This window comes from Microbacterium sp. 67-17 (genome assembly GCF_001898325.1).
GTDB classification, from domain to species: Bacteria; Actinomycetota; Actinomycetes; order Actinomycetales; family Microbacteriaceae; genus Microbacterium; species Microbacterium schleiferi.
On record NZ_MKTR01000035.1, the window covers coordinates 1 to 22,716 of the forward strand.

Consider the following 22,716-nt stretch of genomic DNA (forward strand, 5'->3'; position numbering starts at 1 on the left):
TGGTGTGTCAGTTGTTCCGCCAGGAGCACCGCTGATTAGCTACGTTCGGGATGGATAACCGCTGAAAGCATCTAAGCGGGAAGCCGGCCTCAAGATGAGACTTCCATGCCTACGGGCGAGAGGCTCCCAGCAGACTACTGGGTTGATAGGCCAGATGTGGAAGCGTGGTAACACGTGCAGCTGACTGGTACTAATAAGCCGATGACTTGATAACACACCGTTTTTTGGTGCTTGCGTCCACTGAGTGGTTCTCGATGTACGGTCGAGAACCGCATGACAATGACTTTTGTTGTGCAGACTGAAACATCAATAGTGTTTCGGCGGCCATAGCGAGAGGGAAACGCCCGGTCCCATTCCGAACCCGGAAGCTAAGCCTCTCAGCGCCGATGGTACTGCAGGGGGGACCCTGTGGGAGAGTAGGACACCGCCGGACTTCTTTCACGAAATGGCCACCCAATGTTGGGTGGCCATTTCGCGTTAACGGGCCGTTGCATGGTGCATGCACGCCACTGTGGAAGGATCGGGCAGGACATGGCAGAGGACAACGCCGCTGAGGCGGATGATTCTTCGCGCGGCAGCCGAAACCAGAGGCCATCACGTCCTCGGGGAGAGCGTGGCCCCGCCCGGGGTGCGCGTCCTGATCGTGCTGGTGCCGATCGACGCAGCGGGGCAGATCGTCAGCCCTCGCGCGATGCGGCCGGTCGTCGCTCTCCGAGCGGTGGCCGAGACGGCGCGTCGCGCTCGAGTGAGGGTCGGCCACCGCGTTCCGACGACCGTGGCAGGCCACGCGGCACTGATCGTGACGGTGGGGGCAAACGTCCCTCGGGCGCCGGTCGGTCTTCTGAGCGCGGGCGTCCGGAGCGTGCTGGGCGTCCCGAGCGTGCTGGGCGTCCCGATCGTGCTGGGCGTCCCGATCGTGCTGGGCGTCCGGATCGTCCGCCCCGTGTCGAAGACGATCGCGAGCGCGCACCGGAGATCCCGGAGGAGATCACGGCGCGCGATCTTGCGGCGCCGGCACGTAACGAGCTCAAGACGCTGAGTAAAGAGAACGCGGATGCCGTCGCTCGTCACCTCGCCATGGCGGCGCGGGTGATTGATACGGACCCGACGCTGGCGCACGCGCACGCGCAGGCCGCGGTAAAGCGCGCAGGCCGGATTGCTGTCGTTCGAGAGACGGCAGCGATCACCGCGTACGCAACCGGTGATTTCGCGCTCGCGCTGCGTGAGCTGCGTACCTACCGTCGTATCTCGGGCAAGGATGACCAGATTGCCCTGATGGTCGACAGCGAGCGTGGGGTTGGTCGGCCCGATCGGGCGCTGGAGGCCGGGCGAGCGGTTGACCGTTCCGCGCTCCCAGCTGGTGTGCGCGTCGAGCTTGCGATTGCGATGTCTGGTGCGCGTCTCGATCTCGGCGAACCCGAGCGTGCACTGAGCGAACTCGATATTCCGGAGCTGGACCCAGACCGCGCGTTTGAGTGGTCGCCGGCGCTCTTTGCTGCGCGTGCGACAGTTCTGGAGGAACTGGGGCGCGTCGAGGAAGCGCACGAGTGGCAGCGGCGCGCGATCATCGCCGCTGACGCTCTGGATGCGGCAGCCGGCTATGCCGAGAGCGAAGAGCTGTTCGTCGAGGACATCGAGCCTGAAGAGACGGTGCCTGCGGAGGAGCCCACCTCACCGGCTGACACCGGGAATCCGGCATCCGACCCGGAGAGTGGTGCCGACCGCCTCGACGGGCCCCGCTGATGGTGGTGTTCTCGCGTCGCCGCGCCACGTCGACGCCGCTCGATGGCGTGGACGTCGTCCTCGCCGACCTCGACGGTGTCGTCTATGCCGGCGCCGGCGCGCTGCCGTGGGCGGTGGAGAGCCTGTCTGGGCTGGGGGAGCGGCGTCTGGGGTTCATCACGAACAACGCTTCCCGTACCGACGAGGCAGTCGCCGACCACCTGCGTGAGCTCGGCCTTGCGGTGCAGGCATCTGACGTCGTCACGAGCCCGCAGGCTGCCACGCGCCTGCTTCGCAGTCGTGTCGAACCGGGTGCGACGATTCTCGTGGTCGGTGGCGAAGGTCTCGTCGTCGAACTCGAGAAGGCCGGGTATGCCGTGACCCGCAGTGCCGAGGATTCCCCGGCCGCCGTCGTACAGGGATTCGCGCCCGACGTGGGCTGGAAGCAGCTGGCAGAGGCCGCCTTCGCACTGAAGATCCCGGAAGACGAGGGTGGGATCCCCTGGATCGCGACGAACACCGACTGGACGATCCCGCAGGCGCGCGGCATTGCGCCGGGCAACGGCACTCTGGTGTCGGCGGTTCACACCGCGGTCGGTCGCCTGGCGACGGTGGCGGGAAAGCCCGAGACGCCCATCTTTGAGGAAGCCGTCGCCCGGTTCGGCGCGCAGCATCCGCTCTTCATCGGAGACCGTCTCGACACCGACATCCTCGGCGCGTGCAGGGCGGGAATCGCCTCGGCCCTGGTGCTGACGGGTATCGACAGGCCCAAGCATGTGCTGGCAGCTCCGGCCGGATCGCAGCCGACCTTCATCCTCGGGGATCTTCGGGAGCTGTCGGAGCCCTACCCCGAGCCAGTGACTCGTGACGGGGTGACCGACGTACGCGGCGCTCGCGTTCGCATCGATGGCCCGGACGTCGAGATCCTCGCTGAGGGGGAGCGCCCCATCGACTTGCTGCGCGCGGGAGCTGCGGCGATCTGGGGGACAGGGCGTGCGATTTTCGGGTTCCGGGTGCCCGAGCGCCTCTACGAGGACCCGTTCCACCGCCCCTGAGCCCTCAGCCGCCCCGTCGGGCCCGGTAGGTGCTGTCGCGCCCGTAGTCTGGGTTTCATGCTCAGCGACGATCGTTCCGACGAGGATGCCGCTTCCGACGAGACCGGGACCGGCGACGACGTGCCCGATACCACCGCCCCGCGCCCCGACGAGGACCTGCTCTCGCGTCTCGACATTGTCGAGTCGCAGCCGTTGTCTGACCGTGCGGCGGCGTACGAAGCGATCCACGAGGATTTGGCGCGGCGCCTGGAGCACAATCCCGAAGCCCCTCATCAGTGATCTCTCACCGATGACGCCCCGACTGGATGCCGAGCTTGCCGCTCGCGGCCTGGCACGCTCGCGAACGCACGCTGCGCGCCTGATCTCCGCGGGCAGCGTCACCGTCGACGGGCGCGGGGTCGTGAAGCCGTCAGCGGCTGTGGACGCGGCATCCGTCATCGAGGTCGCTGCCGACGATCACTACGTCAGTCGCGGCGCCCACAAGCTCATTGCCGCGCTCGACGCCTTCGCGGTGGTCGTCGCCGGCAAAGTCGCGCTCGACCTCGGTGCGTCAACCGGCGGGTTCACGCAGGTCCTGCGGGAGCGGGGAGCGGTGCCTGTCATTGCCGTCGACGTCGGCCACGGACAGCTCGCGCCCACTGTCGCATCGGACCCCCAGGTCATCTCGGTCGAGGGGTTCAACGTCCGGTACATGGATGCCGATACGCTGCGTTCGGCATCCGGGGTGGAGTCTCAACCACAGATCGTGGTGGGAGACCTCTCCTTCATCTCTCTGGGGCACGTGCTTCCCGCGATCTGCCGCGTCGCAGCGGCGGATGCCGACATCATCCTGCTCGTCAAGCCGCAGTTCGAGGTGGGGCGCACCGGCATCCGTGAAGGGGTCGTGACAGACGCGGGTCTGCGTTCCGAGGCGGTCATGGGGGTGCTCTGGTCTGCGTGGGATGCGGGACTCGGCACCCTCGGGGTGATCTCCTCCCCGATCGTGGGAACCCACGGCAACCTCGAGTACCTCGTGCATCTTGCCGCGTCGCGGGGCAGCAATCCGACAGAATGGATCAGCACGGTGAATCAGCTGACGGGAGCACGATGACCAACGAGGGCCGCAACATCCTCGTGGTCGCGCACGCGCTCCGCCCCGAAACGGTCGACGCAGCTGCCCGCGTGATCGGCGCGCTGCGTGAGGCTGGTGCAACCCCCGTCCTCTCCTCCGACGATCGGGCCGAACTCGGTACCGCGATCCCCGGCCCGCTCGCCGTACTGGGGGCCGATGTCGCCGTCGCCGACATCGAGCTGGCGATCGTGCTCGGGGGCGATGGCACGATCCTGCGGGCCGCAGAGCTCGTTCGCGAGGGCAGCGCCCCAGTTCTCGGGATCAACATGGGTCACGTCGGCTTCCTCGCCGAGATCGAGCGCGATGACATGGACGAGGCAGTCCGGCGGGTCATCAACCGCGACTACACGGTCGAAGAGCGACTCGCGCTGCAGGTGCGGATCAAGGACCGCGACGAGCAGGTCATCTACGAGACGTGGGCGCTGAACGAAGCAACGGTCGAGAAGGCCAGCCGGGAGCGGATGCTCGAGGTCGTGATCGAGATCGACGGGCGGCCGCTGTCGTCGTTCGGCTGCGACGGCATCGTGGTGTCCACTCCGACCGGCTCGACCGCGTACAACTTCTCCGCCGGCGGTCCGGTGATCTGGCCGGGCGTCGAAGCGATCGCGGTGGTGCCGCTGTCGGCGCATGCGCTGTTCGCGAAGCCGCTCGTGATCGCGCCCGAGCACACCGTGGCCGTCGAGTTGCTCGAGCGCACGAACGGCACCGGCATCCTGTGGTGCGACGGTCGCCGCTCTCACGATCTTCCCGCCGGTGCCCGCGTCGTCGTGCGCCGATCGGAGCATCCCGTGCGGCTCGCGCGGCTGCATCCCGCGTCGTTCACCGATCGGCTCGTCAAGAAGTTCCGCCTGCCCGTCGAAGGATGGCGCGGCCCGTCACCCGCGGCGGAGAGTTCGTGATCGAGCAGATGACCCTGCGGGACCTCGGCGTGATCGCCGAGGCCACCCTGCCGATCGGTCCCGGGTTCACCGCGATCACGGGCGAGACCGGCGCGGGCAAGACGATGGTCGTCACGGGCCTCGGCCTGCTTCTCGGTCAGCGCTCGGACAGCGGTGCGGTGCGCGCGGGGGCGGCCCAGGCATCCGTGGAGGGCGTGTGGATCGTGCCGCCCGATGGGGCGGTGGCAGAGCGCGTGCGTGAGGCTGGCGCGGATGTCGAACCGATCGATGAGACACGAGCCGAGCTGATCGTCGGACGCACCATCTCGACCGAGGGACGCAGCCGCGCTGTAGTCGGCGGGCGAGCAGCCCCCGCGGCGGTCTTGTCGGATCTTGCTGATGACCTGGTGGTCGTGCACGGGCAGTCCGAACAGCTGCGGCTACGCTCCAGTGCCGCCCAGCGCGATGCTCTCGATCGGTTCGGGGGAGCGGATGTCGCCGAGGCCCTTGAGGCATATCGGGAACGGTTCGCGACGTGGGAGCGGCTGGACGAGCAGCTCACGACACTCGTCGCCGATCGCGACGCTCGCGCGGCCGAAGCAGAGGAACTCCGGACCGCGATCGCGGTGATCGAGGCCGCCGCCCCGCGCGCCGGCGAGGATGCTGAGCTCACGCAGCGGGCCGAGCGACTCGCGAATGCCGAGGCGCTGCGAGAGGCCGCGGCGCTGGCGCATGCGGCGCTGACTGCCGAAGACGAGGCTGCAGACGCGACGACTCTCGTGGGGGAGGCGAGGCGTGCCCTGGAGCGTGCCGCGGGAAGTGACCCCGAGCTCGAACGTCTTGCCGAGCAGGTAGCCGAGATCGGGTACCGGCTCGTCGATGTCTCAGCCTCGCTCGCGGGGTACCTCGCCGATCTCGATGAATCGGGTCCGCACGAACTTGCCGCCGTCGAGGAGCGCCGTGCTGCACTGTCCGAACTGGTGCGCGCGCACGGCTCGCTGGACGAGGCGATCGCGCTTCTGGAAACCGGATCGGCTCGGCTGGCAGAACTCGACGACGACGGCGAGCGGGTCGAGCGACTCACCCGGGAGCGGGAGGATGCGGCATCCGATCTCGATGATGCTGCCGCCGCCCTCACGGCAGCGCGTACGACAGCCGCCGCTCGCCTCGGAAAGCTTGTGACCGCCGAGTTGCATGCTCTGGCGATGCCGGATGCCGAGGTCGAGGTCTCGGTCACCCCCGCAGCTCCCAGCCGGTCGGGGCGCGACGAGGTAGCGATCCTGCTCGCACCCCACCCGGGTTCATCGCCCCGTCCGGTCTCACGCAGCGCATCCGGCGGCGAGCTGAGCCGCGTCATGCTCGCGATCGAAGTCGTGATCGCGGCTGTCGATGCCGTGCCCACCTTCGTTTTCGACGAAGTGGATGCCGGAATCGGCGGGGCTGCGGCCATCGAGGTTGGCAGGCGCCTGGCGCGCCTGGCGCAGACATCCCAGGTGATCGCCGTGACCCACCTCGCGCAGGTTGCAGCGTTCGCGAACAATCATCTGAGCGTTGTCAAGGCCAGCGATGGCGCCATCACGGCATCCGGTGTTCACCAGCTCACCGGCGCCGCTCGCGAGGCAGAGATGGCGCGACTGCTGTCGGGGATGCCAGACTCCGAGGCAGCGCTCACCCACGCCCGCGAGTTGCTCGACCTGGGCACGATTGCCGACTGATAGGATCGAAGCCCGTGATGCAGACCCCGAGTGACTCGCACGGATCCCCTTCGGATGACGCCCCGGCGTCCCTTTCTTCCACCGTCGAAGACCGCTCGTCGGGCCTCACGACGACGAAGCACATCTTCGTCACGGGAGGCGTCGTTTCCTCCCTCGGCAAGGGTCTGACTGCCGCAAGCCTCGGCAACCTCCTCACCGCGCGCGGCCTGAGGGTCGTGATGCAGAAGCTCGACCCATACCTGAACGTCGACCCCGGAACGATGAACCCGTTCCAGCACGGCGAGGTCTTCGTGACCGACGATGGTGCTGAGACCGACCTCGACATCGGGCACTACGAGCGGTTCCTCGACATCGACCTGAGCCAAGCGGCCAACGTCACGACCGGGCAGATCTACTCCCAGGTCATCGCCCGCGAGCGCCGGGGGGAGTACCTCGGCGACACGGTGCAGGTCATTCCGCACATCACCGATGAGATCAAGCGGCGCATGCGGTTGCAGGCGACCGAGGACCCGCAGCCCGATGTCATCATCACCGAGATCGGCGGCACGGTCGGTGACATCGAGTCGCAGCCGTTCATCGAGTCGGCGCGCCAGATCCGGCATGAGCTGGGTCGCAAGAACGTCTTCTTCGTCCACGTGTCGCTCGTGCCGTTCATGGGGGCCTCGGGGGAGCAGAAGACCAAGCCCACGCAGCACTCCGTGGCGACGTTGCGCTCAATCGGCATCCAGCCCGACGCACTCGTGCTGCGCAGCGATCGCCCCGTGACCGAGGCGAACAAGCGCAAGATCGCGCTCATGTGCGACGTCGACGAGGGCGCCGTCGTCAACGCGGTCGACGTGCCGAGCATCTACGACATCCCGACGATGCTCCACGACCAGGGCCTGGATGACTACATCGTCGACGCGCTCGATATCGCCAAGGCCGACCGCGTGGACTGGACGCGATGGAACCGCGTGCTGCAGGCGGTCCACAACCCCAAGCACGAGGTCACCATCGGGCTGGTCGGCAAGTACATCGATCTTCCGGACGCCTATTTGTCGGTGACCGAGGCCCTGAAGGCTGGCGGGTTCGCGCACGAGACCCATGTGAAGATCACGTGGATTCCCTCGGACCTCTGCGAAACCCCGGAGGGCGCGGCGAAGGCGCTCGCGTCGGTGGACGGCATCGTCGTTCCCGGCGGTTTCGGCATCCGCGGCATCGAAGGAAAGCTCGGAGCGCTTCGTTTCGCGCGCGAGCAGGGCATCCCGACGCTTGGCTTGTGCCTGGGCCTGCAGTGCATGGTGATCGAGTACGCCCGCAACATGGCGGACCTCCCGGGTGCGTCCTCGAGCGAGTTCGATCCCGACACCGAGTTCCCGGTCATCGCGACGATGGCCGAGCAGGTCGACATCATCGATCATGGGGACCTTGGCGGCACGATGCGACTGGGGCTCTATCCGGCACAGCTCGACGAGGGCTCGATTGCGGCCGAGGTCTACGAGTCAACCCGCGTCTCGGAGCGCCACCGCCACCGGTACGAGGTCAACAACGCCTACCGCGACCGCCTTGCCACCGCGGGTCTGCGTTTCTCGGGGCTCTCGCCCGACCGGAACCTCGTCGAGTACGTCGAGTTGCCGCGCGAGGTCCACCCGTACTACATCGCGACCCAGGCACACCCCGAGCTGCGGTCGCGGCCGACCGCTCCGCATCCGCTGTTTCGCGGGCTTGTGAGTGCGGCCCTGGACCGGCACCGCGCGAGCGAACTCTTCGACGTCGAATCGGATGAGTGACGAGTCCGATGAGTGACACAGTGACCGGCGGCGTGCGCGATGAGCCGTTCGAGGCTCCCGTCGTCTCGTCGACCCTGGTGCACGAGGGCCGGGTGTGGGATGTGCGCAGCGACACGGTTCGCTATGGCGATGCCGAGATCGTGCGCGAATATGTGGATCATCCCGGTGCTGCGGCTGTCGTCGCGATCGACGATGAGGGGCGGATGCTGCTGATCCAGCAGTATCGGCATCCGATTCGTCACCGGGACTGGGAGATCCCGGCGGGACTGCTCGATGTCGCCGGCGAACCGCCGATGGCGACGGCGCAGCGGGAGCTTGCCGAGGAGGCTGACCTCGTCGCCGCGTCGTGGCAGCCGCTCGTGAGCATCTTCACGACCCCGGGCGGCAACGACGAGGTCGTGCACCTGTTCCTTGCGCGCGGGTTGAGCCCGGCGCCGCAGGTGCACGAGCGCGAGGACGAGGAAGCCGACATTCGGCTCGAGTGGGTGCCCGTCGATGAGGTCATCACGGGTGTTCTCGATGGGAGCCTGCGAAACGGCATCCTCTCGGTGGGGGTGCTCGCCGCCGCCGAAGTGCTGCGTCGCGAACGCCAGGGCTGAGGATGCAGCTCGATCGGGCGCTCGATGCGTACCTGCGCCACGTCACGATCGAGCGGGGCCTGTCGGCGCACACCGTGGCCGCGTACCGACGTGATCTCGGGCCGTACCGGCAGTGGCTCGCAGACCGCGGCATCGACGACTCGACCCAGGTCACCGCGGCGCTCGTGACGGAGTTCATCGCCGAGCGTGCGGCATCCGACCCGCCGCCGGCTGCGACAAGCCTGGCGCGTCTGCAGTCGTCGGTGCGGGGGATGCATCGGTTTCTCGTGGTCGAGGGCATCGACCCCCTCGACCCGACGACCCACGTGAGGCCGCCGAAGATGCCCCGGCGCCTCCCGAAGGCGCTCACGATCGCCCAGGTCGAGGCTTTGCTGGCGGCTGCGGGCCCCGAGCCTGCGGCAGCGACACCCGGCGATCTCGTGGCGCTGCGGGACCGTGCCCTTCTCGAACTGCTGTACGCGACGGGTGCGCGCGTGTCAGAGGCCGTCGGGCTTGATGTCGACGATGTGAATGATGGCGACATCCTGCGGGTGCGCGGCAAGGGCTCGAAGGAGCGCATCGTTCCTATCGGCTCGTACGCGCGGGCCGCGGTGGATGCCTACCTCACCCGGGCGCGTCCCGAACTCGCCCGGCGCGGCAAGGCCAGCCCGCGGCTGTTCCTCGGAGCGCGCGGGGCACCCTTGTCCCGCCAGAGCGCCTGGCTTGTCATCCAGGCAGCCGCCGAACGCGCCAACCTCGAGGCGCACGTATCACCGCACACGCTGCGGCATTCGTTCGCGACGCATCTGCTGCAGGGCGGTGCCGACGTCCGCGTCGTGCAGGAACTCCTCGGCCATGCGTCAGTCGCGACGACCCAGATCTACACGCACGTCAGCGTCGATGCGCTCCGCGATGTGTATGCCACCTCGCACCCTCGCGCGCGCTGAGCATCTCAATTGTCACGGCGCCTGCTCGGGGCGGCATCCGTCCACCTATGGAGCATGGACAGTGTGAGAATCCGTCGCTCGCGTCCCCCCGCAGCCTCGCCCACCGGGCAGCGTTATGGGTTCCCGTACCTCAGCGCAGATGAGATCTACCTCGACTCCGCCTGCCAGACTCTCCGCCCCCAGCCGGTGATCGATGCGCTGACCGAGTACTACCGTGAGTATGGCGCGTGCGGTGAGCGCACCCACTACGCGTGGGGGAGACGCGTCGACGAACGCGTGACGGCGACACGAGACGCGCTCGTGCGGCTGCTTGCCCTGCCCCCGCGTCGGTACCGCACCAGCTTTACGCTGAACACGACGTACGGCATCAATCTGCTGTTGCTCCAGGTGCCGGTCGGGCGCTACACCCGCATCGTCACGAGCCACACCGAACACAACTCGGTCTTCGTCCCCGTGATGCGCTACGCGCAGCGCGCCGGTGTGCCGCGCATTCTCCTGGAGCGGGACCCCGACGGAGCCCTGCGCTCCTCGCCGGCAGATCTTGAGCGCGCCATCGTCGTCGTTTCCGCGATGAACAACGTCGACGGGACCGTCACCCCCGGCCTCGACCAGCTCGTGGCCGATACCCATCGCGCCGGGGGGATCGTGATCGTGGATGCCGCACAAGCCGCCTCCCACGCGATCTCAGCGGTGCGCGGCATCCCCGCCGACGCGATCTGCTTCTCCGCCCACAAGATGTATGGGGCTTCCCTCGGCGTCATCGTCGCGGCGACGACTCTGCTCGAAGAGCTCGAGCTGCAGTTCGTCGGTGGTGGCCAGGTCGCCGCGGTCGGGGAGGACGGGGTGCAGTGGCGAACCGAGCTCGAGTCGCGCCTGGAACCGGGTCTGCAAGCCTGGGGCGAGATCATCGCGCTGGGGGCGGCTCTGGACTGGCTCGACGCCTTCGAACGGGCAACCGGGCAGAGCCCCGAGGCACACGAGCATGCGCTCGCCGAGCACCTGTTCGCTGGGCTTGCCGAGATGCCGCATGTGCGGCTGTTCTCACCGCGCCCCTCGGGCGTGCTCTCGATCGTCCCGGAGCGGGTGGATGCCCACCGCCTCGCGGTGTTCCTCTCGAAGGCCAACATCTCGGTGCGCAGCGGCCACTTCTGCGCCCACCACTGGTTGCGCGATGTCGCGCAGGTACCGCCGCTCGTGCGCTTCAGTCTCGGCGCCCACAACACCCTCGCTGACGTCGAGCGCACCCTCGAGGTGACGGGACGACTGATGAAAGGACTGTGACAGCGTGCTGTGCATCGCCGCGTTCATCGTGCTGCTCGTCCTGAGCGCAGTCTCCGCTCGCTACCGCAGGCTGCTCGGCAAGGCAGCGTCGTGCACCTGGCGCCGGGTCACCCTGCGCCCCTGCGACACCACCTTCCGCGATGACCTGAAGAACTCACTCCTGGCGCCGCTTGCCGTTCGTTCGCCGCGCCTGGTCAGGCCCGCCAGTATCGCGATCGAGGTTCTCGCCTGGGTCATGGTGCTCTCGATGATCGTCAGCTTGTACATCGTCGGTCGCAGCGGTCTGAACCTCGTCGTGTACGGCACCTGCGACAAGCAGAACGCACAAGCATGCACGCTTTCGGCGGAAGTCTGCAGCGTGGGTGACGGCACCACACCCTTCTGGGACTCCATCCTCGCGGGCAACGTCATCGGCGCCTTCGGTGACGAGTTCGCCTCGCTCGGCGATACGTTCTCGGCCATTCCCAGCCGCCTGCGCACCTGGGAGGGGGCGGAGTTCGCCTCGGCCTCGGCGACCTACCTCGAGGGATATCGTGAGGGCCTGCCCGTGGCTGTCGAGGTGATCGATCCCGGATGCCGCTTCTGTGCGCAGCTGTTCCGCAACGTCGAGGAGTCGGGCCTGGCGCAGACGCACAACGTCACCTACCGCGTCTATCCGACCGCCTCCAGCTGGGGCGACAAGTTCGAGCACTCTGCGCTCATCGCCCGGTACCTCACCGCGATCCAGCTTCACGAGCGCGAGGCGGCGCTGGCGGGGGAGAATACCACTGACTGGCTCATCCTTGAGCAGATCTTCGGCGGAAAGAACGCCAGCCGCGAGGACTGGCAGGTGTGGTTCAACGAGACAGCTACCGACGAGGAGGCTGTCGCGCAGCTCCACACGTGGCTCTCGGATGCCGGGTACGACGCCGCAGGGATCGCCCAGATCGATGACCTTGCCGCCTCGCCTGAGGTCGCCGATTCCCTCGCCGCCGTCCGTCAGAGCGTTGAGGACGACATCCGGACCGTCTCGATTCCGACCATGATTCTCGATGGGCGCCTGCGTACCGGGGTCGTCTCGATCGACGATCTGCGCGCGGCGCGCTGACTCAGGGCAGGCGGTTACGCCACGCGGTAGCAGTCTGGGCGACCAGGCGCTCCCAGCCGCTCGGCTCGATGCCGAAGGTCGCTTCGGTGTCGGTCGCGTCGACCTCGAACGGCGCATCGAACTGATACAGCATCCCGTCGACTTCGCGAAGGAGCGGGACGACCAGACCGCCGGTCTTGAGGAGCCACCGCGGCACCACACGCAGTCGCGGCTCAGGGGCGCCGACTGCCGTGCTCAGTTGCCGGAGCGCCTCGCGGACACTGACGGGCGGATTGCTCGGCACGAGCCACGGCCGGCCCCATGCCCGGTCGTCGCGACCGAGTGCCGCGAGGGTTCGCGCGACGTCGTCGATCGCCGTCCACGCGTGTGGCACATCAGGGTCGGCGAACACGGACGCGGGCTTGCCGGCGAGCGTCGAGTGGGCGTATCTCGCCAGGAGCCCGCTGGCAACAGGGAGGGTGGGGCCGATGTAATCGGATGCGCGGGCCTCCGTCGCACGGATGCGGCCTGCCTCGTGTGCGGAGCGCGCGTCTTCCCACATTCGGGCCCGCAGCGCACCCTTGTGATCGGTGGGATTCAACGGCATCTGTGCGGTCATCGGGACCATGACCGGGCCGTACCCGTAGAGGTTCGACATCGTCACAAGAACGGCGCCCGTGGATTCCGCCGCGGCGAGCAGGGCCGAAGCCAGCGGCGGCCAGAGCCGCTCCCACTGGGTATAGCTGCCGGGATTCGCGCAGTTGTAGATCGCTGCCGCACCGGAGGCGATGCGGCTGAGTGCCTCAGGGTCCGAAGCATCGGCGGCTACCGACCTGACGCCGTCGCTGCCCGGGCCGCTGCCGGAGCGGGTGACGACGATCACGGGCTCTGCGTCGTCTGCGAGGATGCGCGCGAGAGACGACCCGACAGGGCCGGCTCCGACGATGACGTGGGGTGCGCGGGACATGGCCCGAGTGTAGGCCGAACGCGCACGGCACGCCTCGCGGTCGGTGAACGCTCGGTGACTAGAATCGATCAACGGCATGGCGAAGTCAGGAGAGTCGGTGGCGGGCAGCAAACGAGGCGCGACGGCGGGTGCGGAATCCGACATCCTCGGCCCCACCGGTCGCCCCTATCGGGGCTTCGACACTCCGAAGCCGCTGTCCTCGCACGGTCCAGCCCGGATCATCGCCCTGTGCAACCAGAAGGGTGGCGTCGGCAAGACCACCACCACCATCAATCTGGCGGCATCTCTTGCCGAGTACGGGCGCAGCGTGCTCGCCGTGGACTTCGACCCCCAGGGGGCGCTGACTGCGGGTCTGGGTATCCCCACCCACGACGTGCCGACCGTTTACGACCTGCTGCTGGACACCAAGCGAGACCCCCACGACGCGATCATTCCGTCGGCGGTGCCAGGGCTCGACGTCCTTCCCGCCAACATCGATCTGTCGGCGGCGGAAGTGCACCTGGTCAACGAGGTAGCACGCGAGACGATTCTTGCCCGCGTGTTGCGCAAGGTCGCGGGGGAGTATGACGTCATCCTCATCGACTGCCAGCCTTCGCTGGGCCTGCTGACCGTGAACGCGCTTACCGCCAGCCACGGCGTGATCATTCCGCTGGAGTGCGAGTACTTCGCCCTGCGCGGGGTTGCGCTGCTCATCGAGACGATCGATAAGGTCCGCGACCGCCTGAACCCCGACATCCGGCTCGATGGGGTTCTGGCGACCATGTACGACCCGCGAACGCTGCACTCGCGCGAGGTGCTCGAGCGTGTCGTCGAGGCATTCGGCGATGACGTCCTGGAGACCGTGATCGGTCGCACCGTGAAGTTCCCCGACGCTTCGGTGTCGGGGATGCCGATCACGACGTTTGCTCCCGAACACGCCGCGGCCCAGGCCTATCTGCGGCTCGCGCGAGAGCTCGTCGCCCGTGGCGCCGTCGCCTGAGCCCTCGAGCGCGACGGATGCCGCTCCCGGTGCCGGGGCGGATGGGACGGCCGGGGCTGACAGCGGGTTCCGCGTCACGCTCGACGTGTTCGACGGTCCGTTCGACCTGCTGCTGACCCTCATCAGCAAGCGCGAGCTCGACATCACCGAGGTCTCGCTCAGTGAGGTCACCAACGAGTTCATCGCCCATGTGCGCGCCCTCGGGCCAGAGCACGACCTGGACGAGTCGTCGCAGTTCCTGGTTGTTGCAGCAACGCTTCTGGACATGAAGGTCGCGGGACTTCTGCCGCAGGGCGAGCTGGTGGATGCCGAGAGCGTCGCGCTGCTCGAAGCCCGCGACCTGCTCTTTGCCCGACTGCTGCAGTACCGCGCGTTCAAGGAGGTCTCGGCGTGGTTCGGGCGCAGCCTCGTGCGCGAAGACACACGTCACGCGCGCACTGTGCGGCTCGATGCGAAGTACCGGGATGCCGTTCCGGAACTGGTCTGGACGCTTTCTGCCCAGGACTTCGCAGCGCTCGCGATGCTCGCCTTCGCGCCGAAGGAGATTCCCCACGTGGGGCTCGATCACCTGCACGCGCCGCTGGTCAGCATCCGGGAACAGGCGGCTGTCGTCGTGACGATGCTTCGAAGCTCCGGCTCGCTGAACTTTCGTGAACTGATCGCAGGCGTCGACCAACCCGGGATCGTGGTGGCCCGCTTCCTGTCGGTGCTCGAGCTGTATCGGCACGCGGCACTCTCGTTCGAGCAGGTCGAACCCCTCGGTGAGCTCACGCTGCGCTGGACCGCCGAGCGGTGGTCGGACGAGAACCTTGCCACACTGGGAGCCGACTATGACCGATGACACGACTTCAGAATTCGCCTCCGACATCACGCGCCGGCTCGAGGCGATCATGATGATCCTCGACGAACCCCACAGCCTCGTGAGCCTTGCCGCGGCGGTGGGCGCACCGGTGCCCGCCGTCCGTCAGGCCATCGAGACCCTCGTCGCTGACTATGACGGTCTGACCGGCGGACCCAAGCGCGGGTTCGAACTGCGCGAGGTCGGCGGTGGTTGGCGGCTGTACGTGCGGGAGGAGTTCGACGATCTCGTGAGCGACTTCGTCGGAACGCAGGCTCCGTCGCGGCTCTCGCAGGCGGCCCTCGAGACGCTCGCCGTGATCGCCTACAAGCAGCCCGTCACCCGCGGTCAGGTCGCGGCGATCCGTGCCGTCAACGTCGATTCGGTGGTGCGGACGCTCCTGTCGCGAGGCCTCATCACCGAGGTGTTCACAGACCCCGATACCGGGGCTATCCACTACGGCACGACCGATGCCCTGCTCGTGAACCTTGGTATCAACTCGCTCGATGAACTCCCGCACATCTCACCCCTACTCGATGACGGTGCAGACGGTTTCGCGGGGGAGTCGATCCGATGACGGCCTCCGGATTCCCCTCAGAGAGCCCCGACGGGGTGCGCCTGCAGAAGGTGCTCGCCGCGGCCGGTGTCGCATCGCGCCGCGTTTCTGAGCAGCTGATCGCGGCGGGACGCGTTCGGGTGAACGGGCGGGTCGTGACCGAACTCGGGACGCGTATCGATCCGACCACGGACCTGGTGGATGTCGACGGCGTCGCGGTGCAGCTCGATGAGAGCAAGCGCTATGTCGTGCTCAACAAGCCGCGCGGCGTCGTCAGTTCGATGCGCGACGAGCGGGGCAGGCCGGACCTGCGCGAATACGCGGCGGAGTGGTCGGAGCGACTCTTCAACGTCGGACGCCTGGATGCCGATACGAGCGGGCTGCTCGTTCTCACGAACGACGGCGACCTCGCGCATGTGCTCTCGCACCCCTCGTTCGGGGTGACGAAGGTGTATATCGCCAAGGTCGAAGGTCGCGTGACGCCGCAGACGATTGCGCGGCTGACCCGTGGTGTGACGCTCGAGGACGGACCGATCGCCGCCGACAAGGCGCGGCTGCTGTCGGCATCCGATGCCGGAGGTGGCTCGCTCGTGGAACTCACGCTGCACTCGGGCCGTAATCGCATCGTGCGACGGATGATGGCCGAGGTGGGGCATCCGGTCGTTGAACTGGTGCGCCGACAGTTCGGCCCGCTGCACCTGGGAAGCCTCCCGGTTGGGGCTGTGCGGGAGTTGACTACAGTAGAACGTGGCGCATTGCTGACTCTTGCGCGCCGCGAGGGTGACCCGCAGCAAGAGACCCCGCGCCACGAGGCTGACGACTCTTCGTCGCCCGATTCTCAGGAGACTTCCCCGTGACGAGCACCGATACGTCAGCTGTGACCGGCGATGGTTCGCTGACCCCGCGCGTCACCGGCACGGTCCGCGTTGTCGGCGCCGGTCTTCTCGGCGCCAGCGTCGGGCACGCGCTGCGAGCGCTGGGTGTGGATGTCGTGCTCGAGGATGCTTCGCCCTCGCAGCTGCGACTTGCGATCGATTACGGCGCCGGGCGTGCCGCGTCACCCGCCGACGAGCCCACGCTCATCGTCGTCGCGGTTCCGCCGGATGTCGTCGCCGACGTCGTCGAGCGGGAGCTGCGCACGTTCCCTGCTGCCGTTGTGACGGATGTCGCGAGCGTCAAGCTCGAGCCGTTGCAGGAGCTGCAAGCTCGCGGCGTCGACCTCACGCACTACATCGGGTCGCATCCGTTGGCCGGTCGCGAGCGGGGCGGTGCCATCTCGGCGCGGGCCGATCTGTTCATCGGACGCCCGTGGGTGGTCTGCCGCGACGGCAAGACCCCGGCATCCGACCTCGCGCTCGTGGAAGCACTCGCGCTGGATCTCGGGGCGACCCCGATCGAGATGACCCCAGAAGACCACGACCGTTCGGTCGCCCTGGTCTCGCACGTCCCGCAGCTGGTGGCGAGCCTGCTGGCGGGCCGGTTCACCGACGCCCCCGACGGATCCCTGAGGCTCGCCGGTCAGGGCGTGCGCGACACGACCCGGATCGCCGCGTCGGCTCCCGAGCTGTGGGTCCAGATTCTCTCGGCCAACGCCGCCCCTGTCGTCGACATCCTCGACGCGTTGTCGCAGGATCTCGCCGCCGTCGCCGAGGCACTGCGCACCCCCGAGGCGCCCGGTGCCCGGCGCGAGATCGCCGACGCGATCCGTCGCGGCAACGACGGTGTCGAGCGTCTGCCCGGCAAGCATGGCCAGAATCGTCGCTTCGCCTCACTCGTGGTGATGGTCGATGACACCGCTGGTCAGCTCGGCCGCCTGTTCGGTGACCTGGGCGCGCTCGCGGTCAACGTTGAGGACTTCCGGTTGGAGCATTCGCCGGGGGCTCCGTTCGGCCTCGCCGAAATCGCTGTTGCGCCAGCCGTGCTGCGCGAGGCGACGGCCGGACTCGAAGAGCGCGGATGGAAGATCGCGAGCACCACCAATGACTGACGCCTCTCACACCGCTGCCGACACAGCCGACTCCGACGTCGTGATCGTCGCGGTTGACGGCCCCGCAGGCAGCGGCAAGTCCAGCGTGTCGAAGCAGGTGGCTCGTGCGCTCGGGTTCGGCTACCTCGACACGGGAGCGGCGTATCGGGCTCTTGCCTGGCATGCGCTGGCGCGCGAGGTCGATACCTCCGATGCCACCGCTGTGTTGGAAGCTGTCAGCGACTTCGACTTTCGCATCTCCCTTGACCCCGACGACTACTGGGTGCGATCGGGCGAGGTCGATGTGACCGAGGCTATTCGTGAGCAGCGGGTGACGGATGCCGTGAGCGGCGTCGCCCGGGTCCCTGCGATCCGGCGGACGATCAATGCGGCGTTCCGGCGACTGGTGGCGGCATCCGGTCGCCCCGGCGTCGTCGTCGAGGGGCGGGACATCACGACGGTTGTTGCGCCTGACGCTCCGGCGCGCATTCTGCTGACAGCCGATCCCGCGGTCCGGGCGGCGCGACGCAGCGCTGAGATCAGCGGCTCGACCGCGGCGGAGGTCGCTGAGGCGTTGCGGCGCCGCGATTCGTCGGACTCGAAGGTCGTGGACTTTCTGACCGCCGCTCCGGGGGTTGCCGTGGTCGATTCGACCGCGTTGGATTTTGACGAGACGGTAGCCGAAGTGCTCGCCGTCGCCCGCCGGGACCTCGCGGGCGCCTCGATCGAGGGCGCCGACCGAGGAGACCCCGACGTGGAGGGGAAGGACTGACAATGAGCACCACCGGTGATGAGTTCGACGAGACAGCGGCGGGGGATGACAACCTCGCCGATACTCTCGCGGATCTCGACGACGCGCTCGCCGAGTCGCGGGCAGCAGCGCTGCGAGCGACTCTTGACGACTACGACCTCGATGAGGACGACGCCGCGGTTCTCGCGGGGCTCGTTGCGGGTGAGGACGGGATCGAGTATCTGCCGGCTCTCCCGGTCGTCGCGATCGTCGGGCGTCCGAACGTCGGCAAGTCGGCGCTCGTGAACCGGATCCTCGGGCGCCGCGAGGCTGTCGTCGAGGACACTCCCGGTGTCACGCGTGACCGGGTGACCTACAAGGCCGAGTGGATGGACCGACGCTTCACCCTCGTCGACACCGGCGGATGGGAGCCCGACGCGCGCGGGATCGACCGATCGGTGGCGGCGCAGGCCGAGATCGCGATCGATCTTTCGGATGTCGTGCTGTTCGTGGTCGACGCGATGGTTGGGGCTACCTCGACCGACGAGCATGTCGTCAAACTGCTGCGCAAGAGCGGCAAGCCGGTGTTCCTCGTCGCCAACAAGATCGACGACGCCCGCCAGGAGCCCGAAGCTGCCGCGCTGTGGAACCTGGGGCTCGGGGAGCCGCATCCGGTCTCCGCGATCCACGGCCGCGGGGTCGCTGACCTGCTCGATGAGCTCATGAAGGTGTTGCCGGATGTCTCGGCGGTAGCCAAGCACGAGATCGGTGGACCGCGCCGCGTCGCCATCCTCGGTCGCCCCAACGTGGGCAAATCGTCGCTGCTGAACAAAGCCGCGGGCGAGGAGCGGGTTGTCGTCAACGACCTGGCGGGAACGACGCGCGACCCGGTCGATGAGATCGTCGAGATCGGCGGGCGCCTGTGGACCTTCGTCGACACTGCCGGCATCCGTCGTCGAGTTCACCTGCAGCAGGGTGCCGACTTCTACGCGTCGCTTCGCACGTCAGCGGCGCTCGAGAAGGCCGAGGTCGCCGTCGTCGTGCTCGATGTCAGCCAGACGCTCAGCGAGCAGGACGTGCGGATCATCGATCTGGTGCTGGAGTCCGGGCGTGCGCTCGTGCTCGCGTTCAACAAGTGGGACCTGCTCGCGACGCCCGAACTCGAGAACCAGGATCGTCGCCGGTACCTGGAGCGTGAGATCGAACAGGATCTCGCGCACGTCTCGTGGGCCCCGCGGGTGAACATCTCCGCGCGGACCGGACGCCATCTCGAGAAGCTCGTTCCCGCGCTCGAGACGGCGTTGGAGTCGTGGGATCAGCGGATCCCGACCGGCAAGTTCAACGCCTTCCTGGCCGAACTCGTCGCCGAGCACCCGCACCCGCTGCGCGGTGGCAAGCAGCCCCGCATCCTGTTCGGCACGCAGGCCGCCACGCGCCCGCCGACGTTCGTGCTGTTCACGACCGGATTCCTCGACCCCGGCTACCGCCGGTTCATCCAGCGTCGCTTGCGCGAGCTGTTCGGTTTCGAGGGGACGCCGATCGTGCTCAACATGCGAGTCCGCGAGCGCCGCCAGCGCTGAGCGTTCAGGCGCCGTCGGTCTGTGCCGGCGGCAGGTCCTGCAGGTGCGAGCGGTCGTCGCCCGGGTCCCCGGTGCCCTTGTCGGTGCCTGATTCGGCGTTACCGAAGTCGTGGTCTTCCCACTGACCGTGAGTTTCGCCGTTCTCTGGAGTCTCGATCATCTCGTGGTCGTGTGCGTTTCCCATGAGACCACCCGAGCACTCGTGCTTCGGTCGTGGGAGGGTCTTGACAATCGCGATCAGCGCGTGAGGACGCTGGGGAATGCTCCGGCGAACTCGGCGGCGATCATCTCGACGAGGTCGTCTGTTGTCGCGGTAGCGGGAACGGTCGCTGCATCCGGTCTCGTGCCCACATCCCGGGCTCGCTGCAGGGCCCACCACCGCACACCTTCGGCGAGGAGCTGTTCACCGAGGAGGCGCAGCCGGTCGGCGTCGGTGAGCCTCGGGTCGACGGTCGTGCGCACCTCGTACGCCAGGGGGTGGTCGCTGCCGGCGCGGGCACGTGCGGCATCCAGCACGAGTCGCAGCGACCGCCAGGCATGGATGCCGCTGCCGCGCCGCTGCGTGATGGTGGCGTAGTCGGCGGCGGACGCCTTGATGTCGAGGCCTACCCAGTCGACAGCGGGGAGGGCGGCATCCAACCGCTGCGGGAAAGCTCCCCCGGTGTGCAGGCCGACGCGCAGGCCGAGGCGTCGCGCATCGTCTATGGCGGGCAGGAGCGCGGTCTGCATCGTCGGCTCGCCGCCGGAGAAGACGACGCCATCGAGCTGTCCACGACGCTGTTCGAGGAACGCGAGGACCTCGCGCCACGTGATCGTGCCCGCGCTGTGGGGGTCGATCAGGTCGGGGTTGTGGCAGTAGATGCAGTCCCACGGACAGCCCTGGAGGAAGACCGTCGCGACGAGGCGGTCGGGCCAGTCCGAACCCGAGAATCGCGTGAGCCCGGCGATGCTCAGCTCGTCGGCGAGAAGGGGGGCGATGACGGTCACTGGTGTGCCACTCATGGCCGTGCTGCATCTTTCGTGGCTCGGTGTGCGTCGAAGTAGACCCGCTCAGCGGCTTCGCCCTGCTTGCCGATGTTGAACGATGACACCGGCCGGAAGTAGCCCATGACGCGCGTCCACACCTCGCAGTCTCGACCGCAGCGCGGGCAGAGCGGATGATCGCCCGAAACGTATCCGTGTGCGGGACAGATCGAGAAGGTCGGTGTGACGGTGAGGTAGGGGAGCCGGAACCGTTCGAGCGAGCGCCGAACGAGGTTCTTGCAGACGGATCCCGACGCGACAGCTTCGCCGAGGTACAGGTGCAGCACGGTCCCGCCGGTGTAGAGCTGCTGCAGCGGCTCTTGCAGCTGCATCGCCTCGAACGGGTCGTCGGTGTAGCCGACCGGGAGTTGCGAGGAGTTCGTGTAGTACGGGTGGTCGGCGGTGCCGGCATGGCGGATGCCGTCGGTGTCGCTCTCGTCGCCGAAGCGGGCGATGTCCAGGCGTGCGAACCGGTAGGTCGCGCTCTCGGCGGGTGTCGCCTCGAGGTTGTACATGTGCCCCGTCTGCTCCTGGAATTCGACCATGCGGGCACGAACGTGTTCGAGCAGCCACGTCGCAAGGTTCATACCTTCGTCATCCGTGACGTCGTGCGCGTCGAGGGTGTAGTTGCGGACGAACTCGTTGATGCCGTTGACGCCGATGGTCGAGAAGTGGTTGTCGAGGGTGCCGAGGTAGCGCTTCGTGTAGGGGAAGAGGCCGCCCTCGATGTGACGGCCGATGACCTCGCGCTTTGCCTCGAGGCTGTCGCGGGCGACCTCGAGCAGCGCGTCGAGGCGGCGCAGGACGCCGTCGGCGTCGCCGGGAAAGAGGTAGCCCAGGCGTGCACAGTTGATCGTCACGACCCCGACGGATCCGGTCTGCTCGGCCGATCCGAACAGACCGTTGCCGCGTTTGAGCAGCTCGGTCAGGTCGAGCTGGAGCCGGCAGCACATCGAACGGATCATGTGCGGGTCGAGGTCGGAGTTGACGAAGTTCTGGAAGTAGGGCAGGCCGTAGCGGGCGGTCATCGCGAACAGGGCGTCGACGTTGGGCGAGTCCCAGTCGAAGTCCTTCGTGATGTTGTAGGTCGGGATAGGGAAGGTGAAGGCACGACCCTCGGCATCCCCCTGGCTGTACACATCGATGAAGGCGCGGTTGATGATCGCCATTTCGTCGGCGAGGTCGCCGTAGGTGAAGGGTTGGACGACGCCGCCGATGAGCGGATGCTGGTCGGCTAGGTCATCGGGACACGTCCAGTCGAAGGTGAGGTTCGTGAAGGGCGTCTGCGTGCCCCAGCGGGAGGGGACGTTGAGGTTGAAGACGAACTCCTGCACGGCTTGGCGCACCTGTTCGTACGAGAGTCCGTCGATCCGGACGAACGGCGCGAGGTAGGTGTCCACGGAGCTGAAAGCCTGCGCGCCGGCCCACTCGTTTTGCAGCGTGCCGAGGAAGTTGACCATCTGGCCCATCGCTGCCGAGAGGTGCCGTGGGGGAGCAGAGGAGATGCGCCCGGGGATACCGTTGAAGCCTTGCTCGAGGAGCGCGCGGAGCGACCATCCGGCGCAGTAGCCCGCGAACATGTCGAGATCGTGGATGTGGATGTCGCCATCGCGGTGCGCGGCTCCAGCCTCGGGCGCGTAGACCTCGTCGAGCCAGTAGTTGGCGATGACCTTGCCCGCTGTGTTGAGGATCATGCCGCCCAGTGAGTAGCCCTGGTTGGCGTTGGCGTTCACACGCCAGTCAGACTGCGACAGGTACTCGTTGATCGTTTCGGAGACGGCGACGGTACGTGGCGTGGCGGAGATACGACGGTTCATCGGCGGCTTCTTTCGGGGTGCGGTGGCGCTGGTTTGAAAGCTCTCGCGCAGTGCGGGATGCCACTATATGCAGCGCTCAATCTCGTTTGCGACACAATATGTGGTGTTCCACATGGTCAGACCACACGTGCCCAATCC

At 67.6% G+C, this 22,716-nt stretch carries 23 protein-coding genes and 2 rRNA genes; 21 read left to right on the plus strand and 4 right to left on the minus strand.

The window, feature by feature from the left end; all coding sequences use genetic code 11:
* From BGO47_RS14910 to BGO47_RS14975, 14 genes are all read left to right on the plus strand, one after another.
* Nucleotides 1-214, plus strand: a 23S ribosomal RNA gene (locus BGO47_RS14910); the annotation flags it as partial.
* A 102-nt stretch (nt 215-316) separates the two neighbouring features.
* Nucleotides 317-433, plus strand: a 5S ribosomal RNA gene (rrf, locus tag BGO47_RS14915).
* A gap of 180 nt (nt 434-613) precedes the next feature.
* Nucleotides 614-1,039: a hypothetical protein gene (locus BGO47_RS14920; RefSeq protein WP_292713208.1), complete on the plus strand. Its 426-nt coding sequence runs from the start codon at nt 614-616 to the stop codon at nt 1,037-1,039.
* 50 nt (nt 1,040-1,089) lie between these two features.
* Nucleotides 1,090-1,743 carry a hypothetical protein gene (locus tag BGO47_RS14925; protein ID WP_292713210.1) on the plus strand — a complete coding sequence of 218 codons (654 nt, stop codon included), beginning with the start codon at nt 1,090-1,092 and terminating at the stop codon, nt 1,741-1,743.
* The gene (locus BGO47_RS14930) at nt 1,743-2,777 is read left to right on the plus strand and encodes an HAD-IIA family hydrolase (RefSeq protein ID WP_292713212.1); all 1,035 of its coding nucleotides are present in this window, start codon (nt 1,743-1,745) and stop codon (nt 2,775-2,777) included. Before BGO47_RS14925 ends, BGO47_RS14930 begins: the two co-directional genes overlap by 1 nt.
* A 57-nt stretch (nt 2,778-2,834) precedes the next feature.
* Entirely contained in the window at nt 2,835-3,056 is a 222-nt protein-coding gene (locus BGO47_RS14935) for a hypothetical protein (RefSeq protein WP_292713267.1), read from the plus strand.
* Nucleotides 3,057-3,066: 10 nt separating this feature from the next.
* On the plus strand, nt 3,067-3,867 hold the full coding sequence (locus BGO47_RS14940; protein WP_292713214.1) for a TlyA family RNA methyltransferase: 801 nt from the start codon (nt 3,067-3,069) through the stop codon (nt 3,865-3,867).
* On the plus strand, nt 3,864-4,787 hold the full coding sequence (locus tag BGO47_RS14945) for an NAD kinase (RefSeq protein ID WP_292713216.1): 924 nt from the start codon (nt 3,864-3,866) through the stop codon (nt 4,785-4,787). Before BGO47_RS14940 ends, BGO47_RS14945 begins: the two co-directional genes overlap by 4 nt.
* The gene (recN, locus tag BGO47_RS14950) at nt 4,784-6,481 is read left to right on the plus strand and encodes a DNA repair protein RecN (protein ID WP_292713264.1); all 1,698 of its coding nucleotides are present in this window, start codon (nt 4,784-4,786) and stop codon (nt 6,479-6,481) included. Before BGO47_RS14945 ends, recN begins: the two co-directional genes overlap by 4 nt.
* Nucleotides 6,482-6,498: 17 nt before the next feature.
* Nucleotides 6,499-8,250 (plus strand): CTP synthase, encoded by a 1,752-nt coding sequence (locus BGO47_RS14955; RefSeq protein ID WP_292713218.1) that lies wholly within the window; start codon nt 6,499-6,501, stop codon nt 8,248-8,250.
* An 8-nt stretch (nt 8,251-8,258) separates the two neighbouring features.
* The gene (locus tag BGO47_RS14960) at nt 8,259-8,849 is read left to right on the plus strand and encodes an NUDIX hydrolase (protein ID WP_292713219.1); all 591 of its coding nucleotides are present in this window, start codon (nt 8,259-8,261) and stop codon (nt 8,847-8,849) included.
* Nucleotides 8,850-8,851: 2 nt separating this feature from the next.
* The gene (xerD, locus tag BGO47_RS14965) at nt 8,852-9,775 is read left to right on the plus strand and encodes a site-specific tyrosine recombinase XerD (RefSeq protein ID WP_292713221.1); all 924 of its coding nucleotides are present in this window, start codon (nt 8,852-8,854) and stop codon (nt 9,773-9,775) included.
* A gap of 54 nt (nt 9,776-9,829) precedes the next feature.
* Nucleotides 9,830-11,056, plus strand: coding sequence for an aminotransferase class V-fold PLP-dependent enzyme (locus tag BGO47_RS14970; RefSeq protein WP_292713223.1), 1,227 nt, complete (start codon nt 9,830-9,832; stop codon nt 11,054-11,056).
* A 4-nt stretch (nt 11,057-11,060) separates the two neighbouring features.
* On the plus strand, nt 11,061-12,143 hold the full coding sequence (locus BGO47_RS14975) for a hypothetical protein (RefSeq protein ID WP_292713225.1): 1,083 nt from the start codon (nt 11,061-11,063) through the stop codon (nt 12,141-12,143).
* 1 nt (nt 12,144) lies between these two features.
* Here BGO47_RS14975 and BGO47_RS14980 read toward each other — a convergent pair whose 3' ends face one another.
* Entirely contained in the window at nt 12,145-13,089 is a 945-nt protein-coding gene (locus tag BGO47_RS14980) for an NAD-dependent epimerase/dehydratase family protein (RefSeq protein ID WP_292713227.1), read from the minus strand.
* A gap of 76 nt (nt 13,090-13,165) precedes the next feature.
* Here BGO47_RS14980 and BGO47_RS14985 point away from each other — a divergent pair, with 76 nt between their 5' ends.
* Genes BGO47_RS14985 through der form a run of 7 tightly spaced genes read left to right on the plus strand, consistent with a single transcriptional unit; the run spans nt 13,166 to nt 19,738 of the window.
* Nucleotides 13,166-14,068, plus strand: a complete 903-nt coding sequence (locus BGO47_RS14985) for a ParA family protein (protein ID WP_292713229.1) — start codon at nt 13,166-13,168, stop codon at nt 14,066-14,068.
* Entirely contained in the window at nt 14,052-14,909 is an 858-nt protein-coding gene (locus tag BGO47_RS14990) for a ScpA family protein (RefSeq protein WP_292713231.1), read from the plus strand. Before BGO47_RS14985 ends, BGO47_RS14990 begins: the two co-directional genes overlap by 17 nt.
* Nucleotides 14,899-15,483, plus strand: coding sequence for an SMC-Scp complex subunit ScpB (gene scpB / locus BGO47_RS14995; RefSeq protein ID WP_292713233.1), 585 nt, complete (start codon nt 14,899-14,901; stop codon nt 15,481-15,483). The genes BGO47_RS14990 and scpB overlap by 11 nt, the downstream gene beginning before the upstream one ends.
* A complete protein-coding gene (locus tag BGO47_RS15000) occupies nt 15,480-16,319 on the plus strand; it encodes a pseudouridine synthase (protein ID WP_292713235.1) in 840 nt (279 codons plus the stop codon). The genes scpB and BGO47_RS15000 overlap by 4 nt, the downstream gene beginning before the upstream one ends.
* Nucleotides 16,316-17,449 (plus strand): prephenate dehydrogenase, encoded by a 1,134-nt coding sequence (locus BGO47_RS15005; protein WP_292713237.1) that lies wholly within the window; start codon nt 16,316-16,318, stop codon nt 17,447-17,449. Before BGO47_RS15000 ends, BGO47_RS15005 begins: the two co-directional genes overlap by 4 nt.
* On the plus strand, nt 17,442-18,200 hold the full coding sequence (gene cmk / locus BGO47_RS15010; protein ID WP_292713239.1) for a (d)CMP kinase: 759 nt from the start codon (nt 17,442-17,444) through the stop codon (nt 18,198-18,200). Before BGO47_RS15005 ends, cmk begins: the two co-directional genes overlap by 8 nt.
* 2 nt (nt 18,201-18,202) lie before the next feature.
* Nucleotides 18,203-19,738, plus strand: a complete 1,536-nt coding sequence (gene der / locus BGO47_RS15015) for a ribosome biogenesis GTPase Der (RefSeq protein WP_292713241.1) — start codon at nt 18,203-18,205, stop codon at nt 19,736-19,738.
* Nucleotides 19,739-19,742: 4 nt separating this feature from the next.
* On the opposite strand, the gene BGO47_RS15020 is transcribed toward der, so the two are convergent.
* Genes BGO47_RS15020 through BGO47_RS15030 form a run of 3 tightly spaced genes read right to left on the minus strand, consistent with a single transcriptional unit; the run spans nt 19,743 to nt 22,578 of the window.
* Entirely contained in the window at nt 19,743-19,922 is a 180-nt protein-coding gene (locus BGO47_RS15020; RefSeq protein WP_292713242.1) for a hypothetical protein, read from the minus strand.
* Nucleotides 19,923-19,975: 53 nt separating this feature from the next.
* Nucleotides 19,976-20,740 (minus strand): anaerobic ribonucleoside-triphosphate reductase activating protein, encoded by a 765-nt coding sequence (locus BGO47_RS15025; protein WP_292713244.1) that lies wholly within the window; start codon nt 20,738-20,740, stop codon nt 19,976-19,978.
* Nucleotides 20,737-22,578 (minus strand): ribonucleoside triphosphate reductase, encoded by a 1,842-nt coding sequence (locus tag BGO47_RS15030; RefSeq protein WP_292713246.1) that lies wholly within the window; start codon nt 22,576-22,578, stop codon nt 20,737-20,739. Before BGO47_RS15030 ends, BGO47_RS15025 begins: the two co-directional genes overlap by 4 nt.
* Nucleotides 22,579-22,716 lie beyond the last annotated feature (138 nt).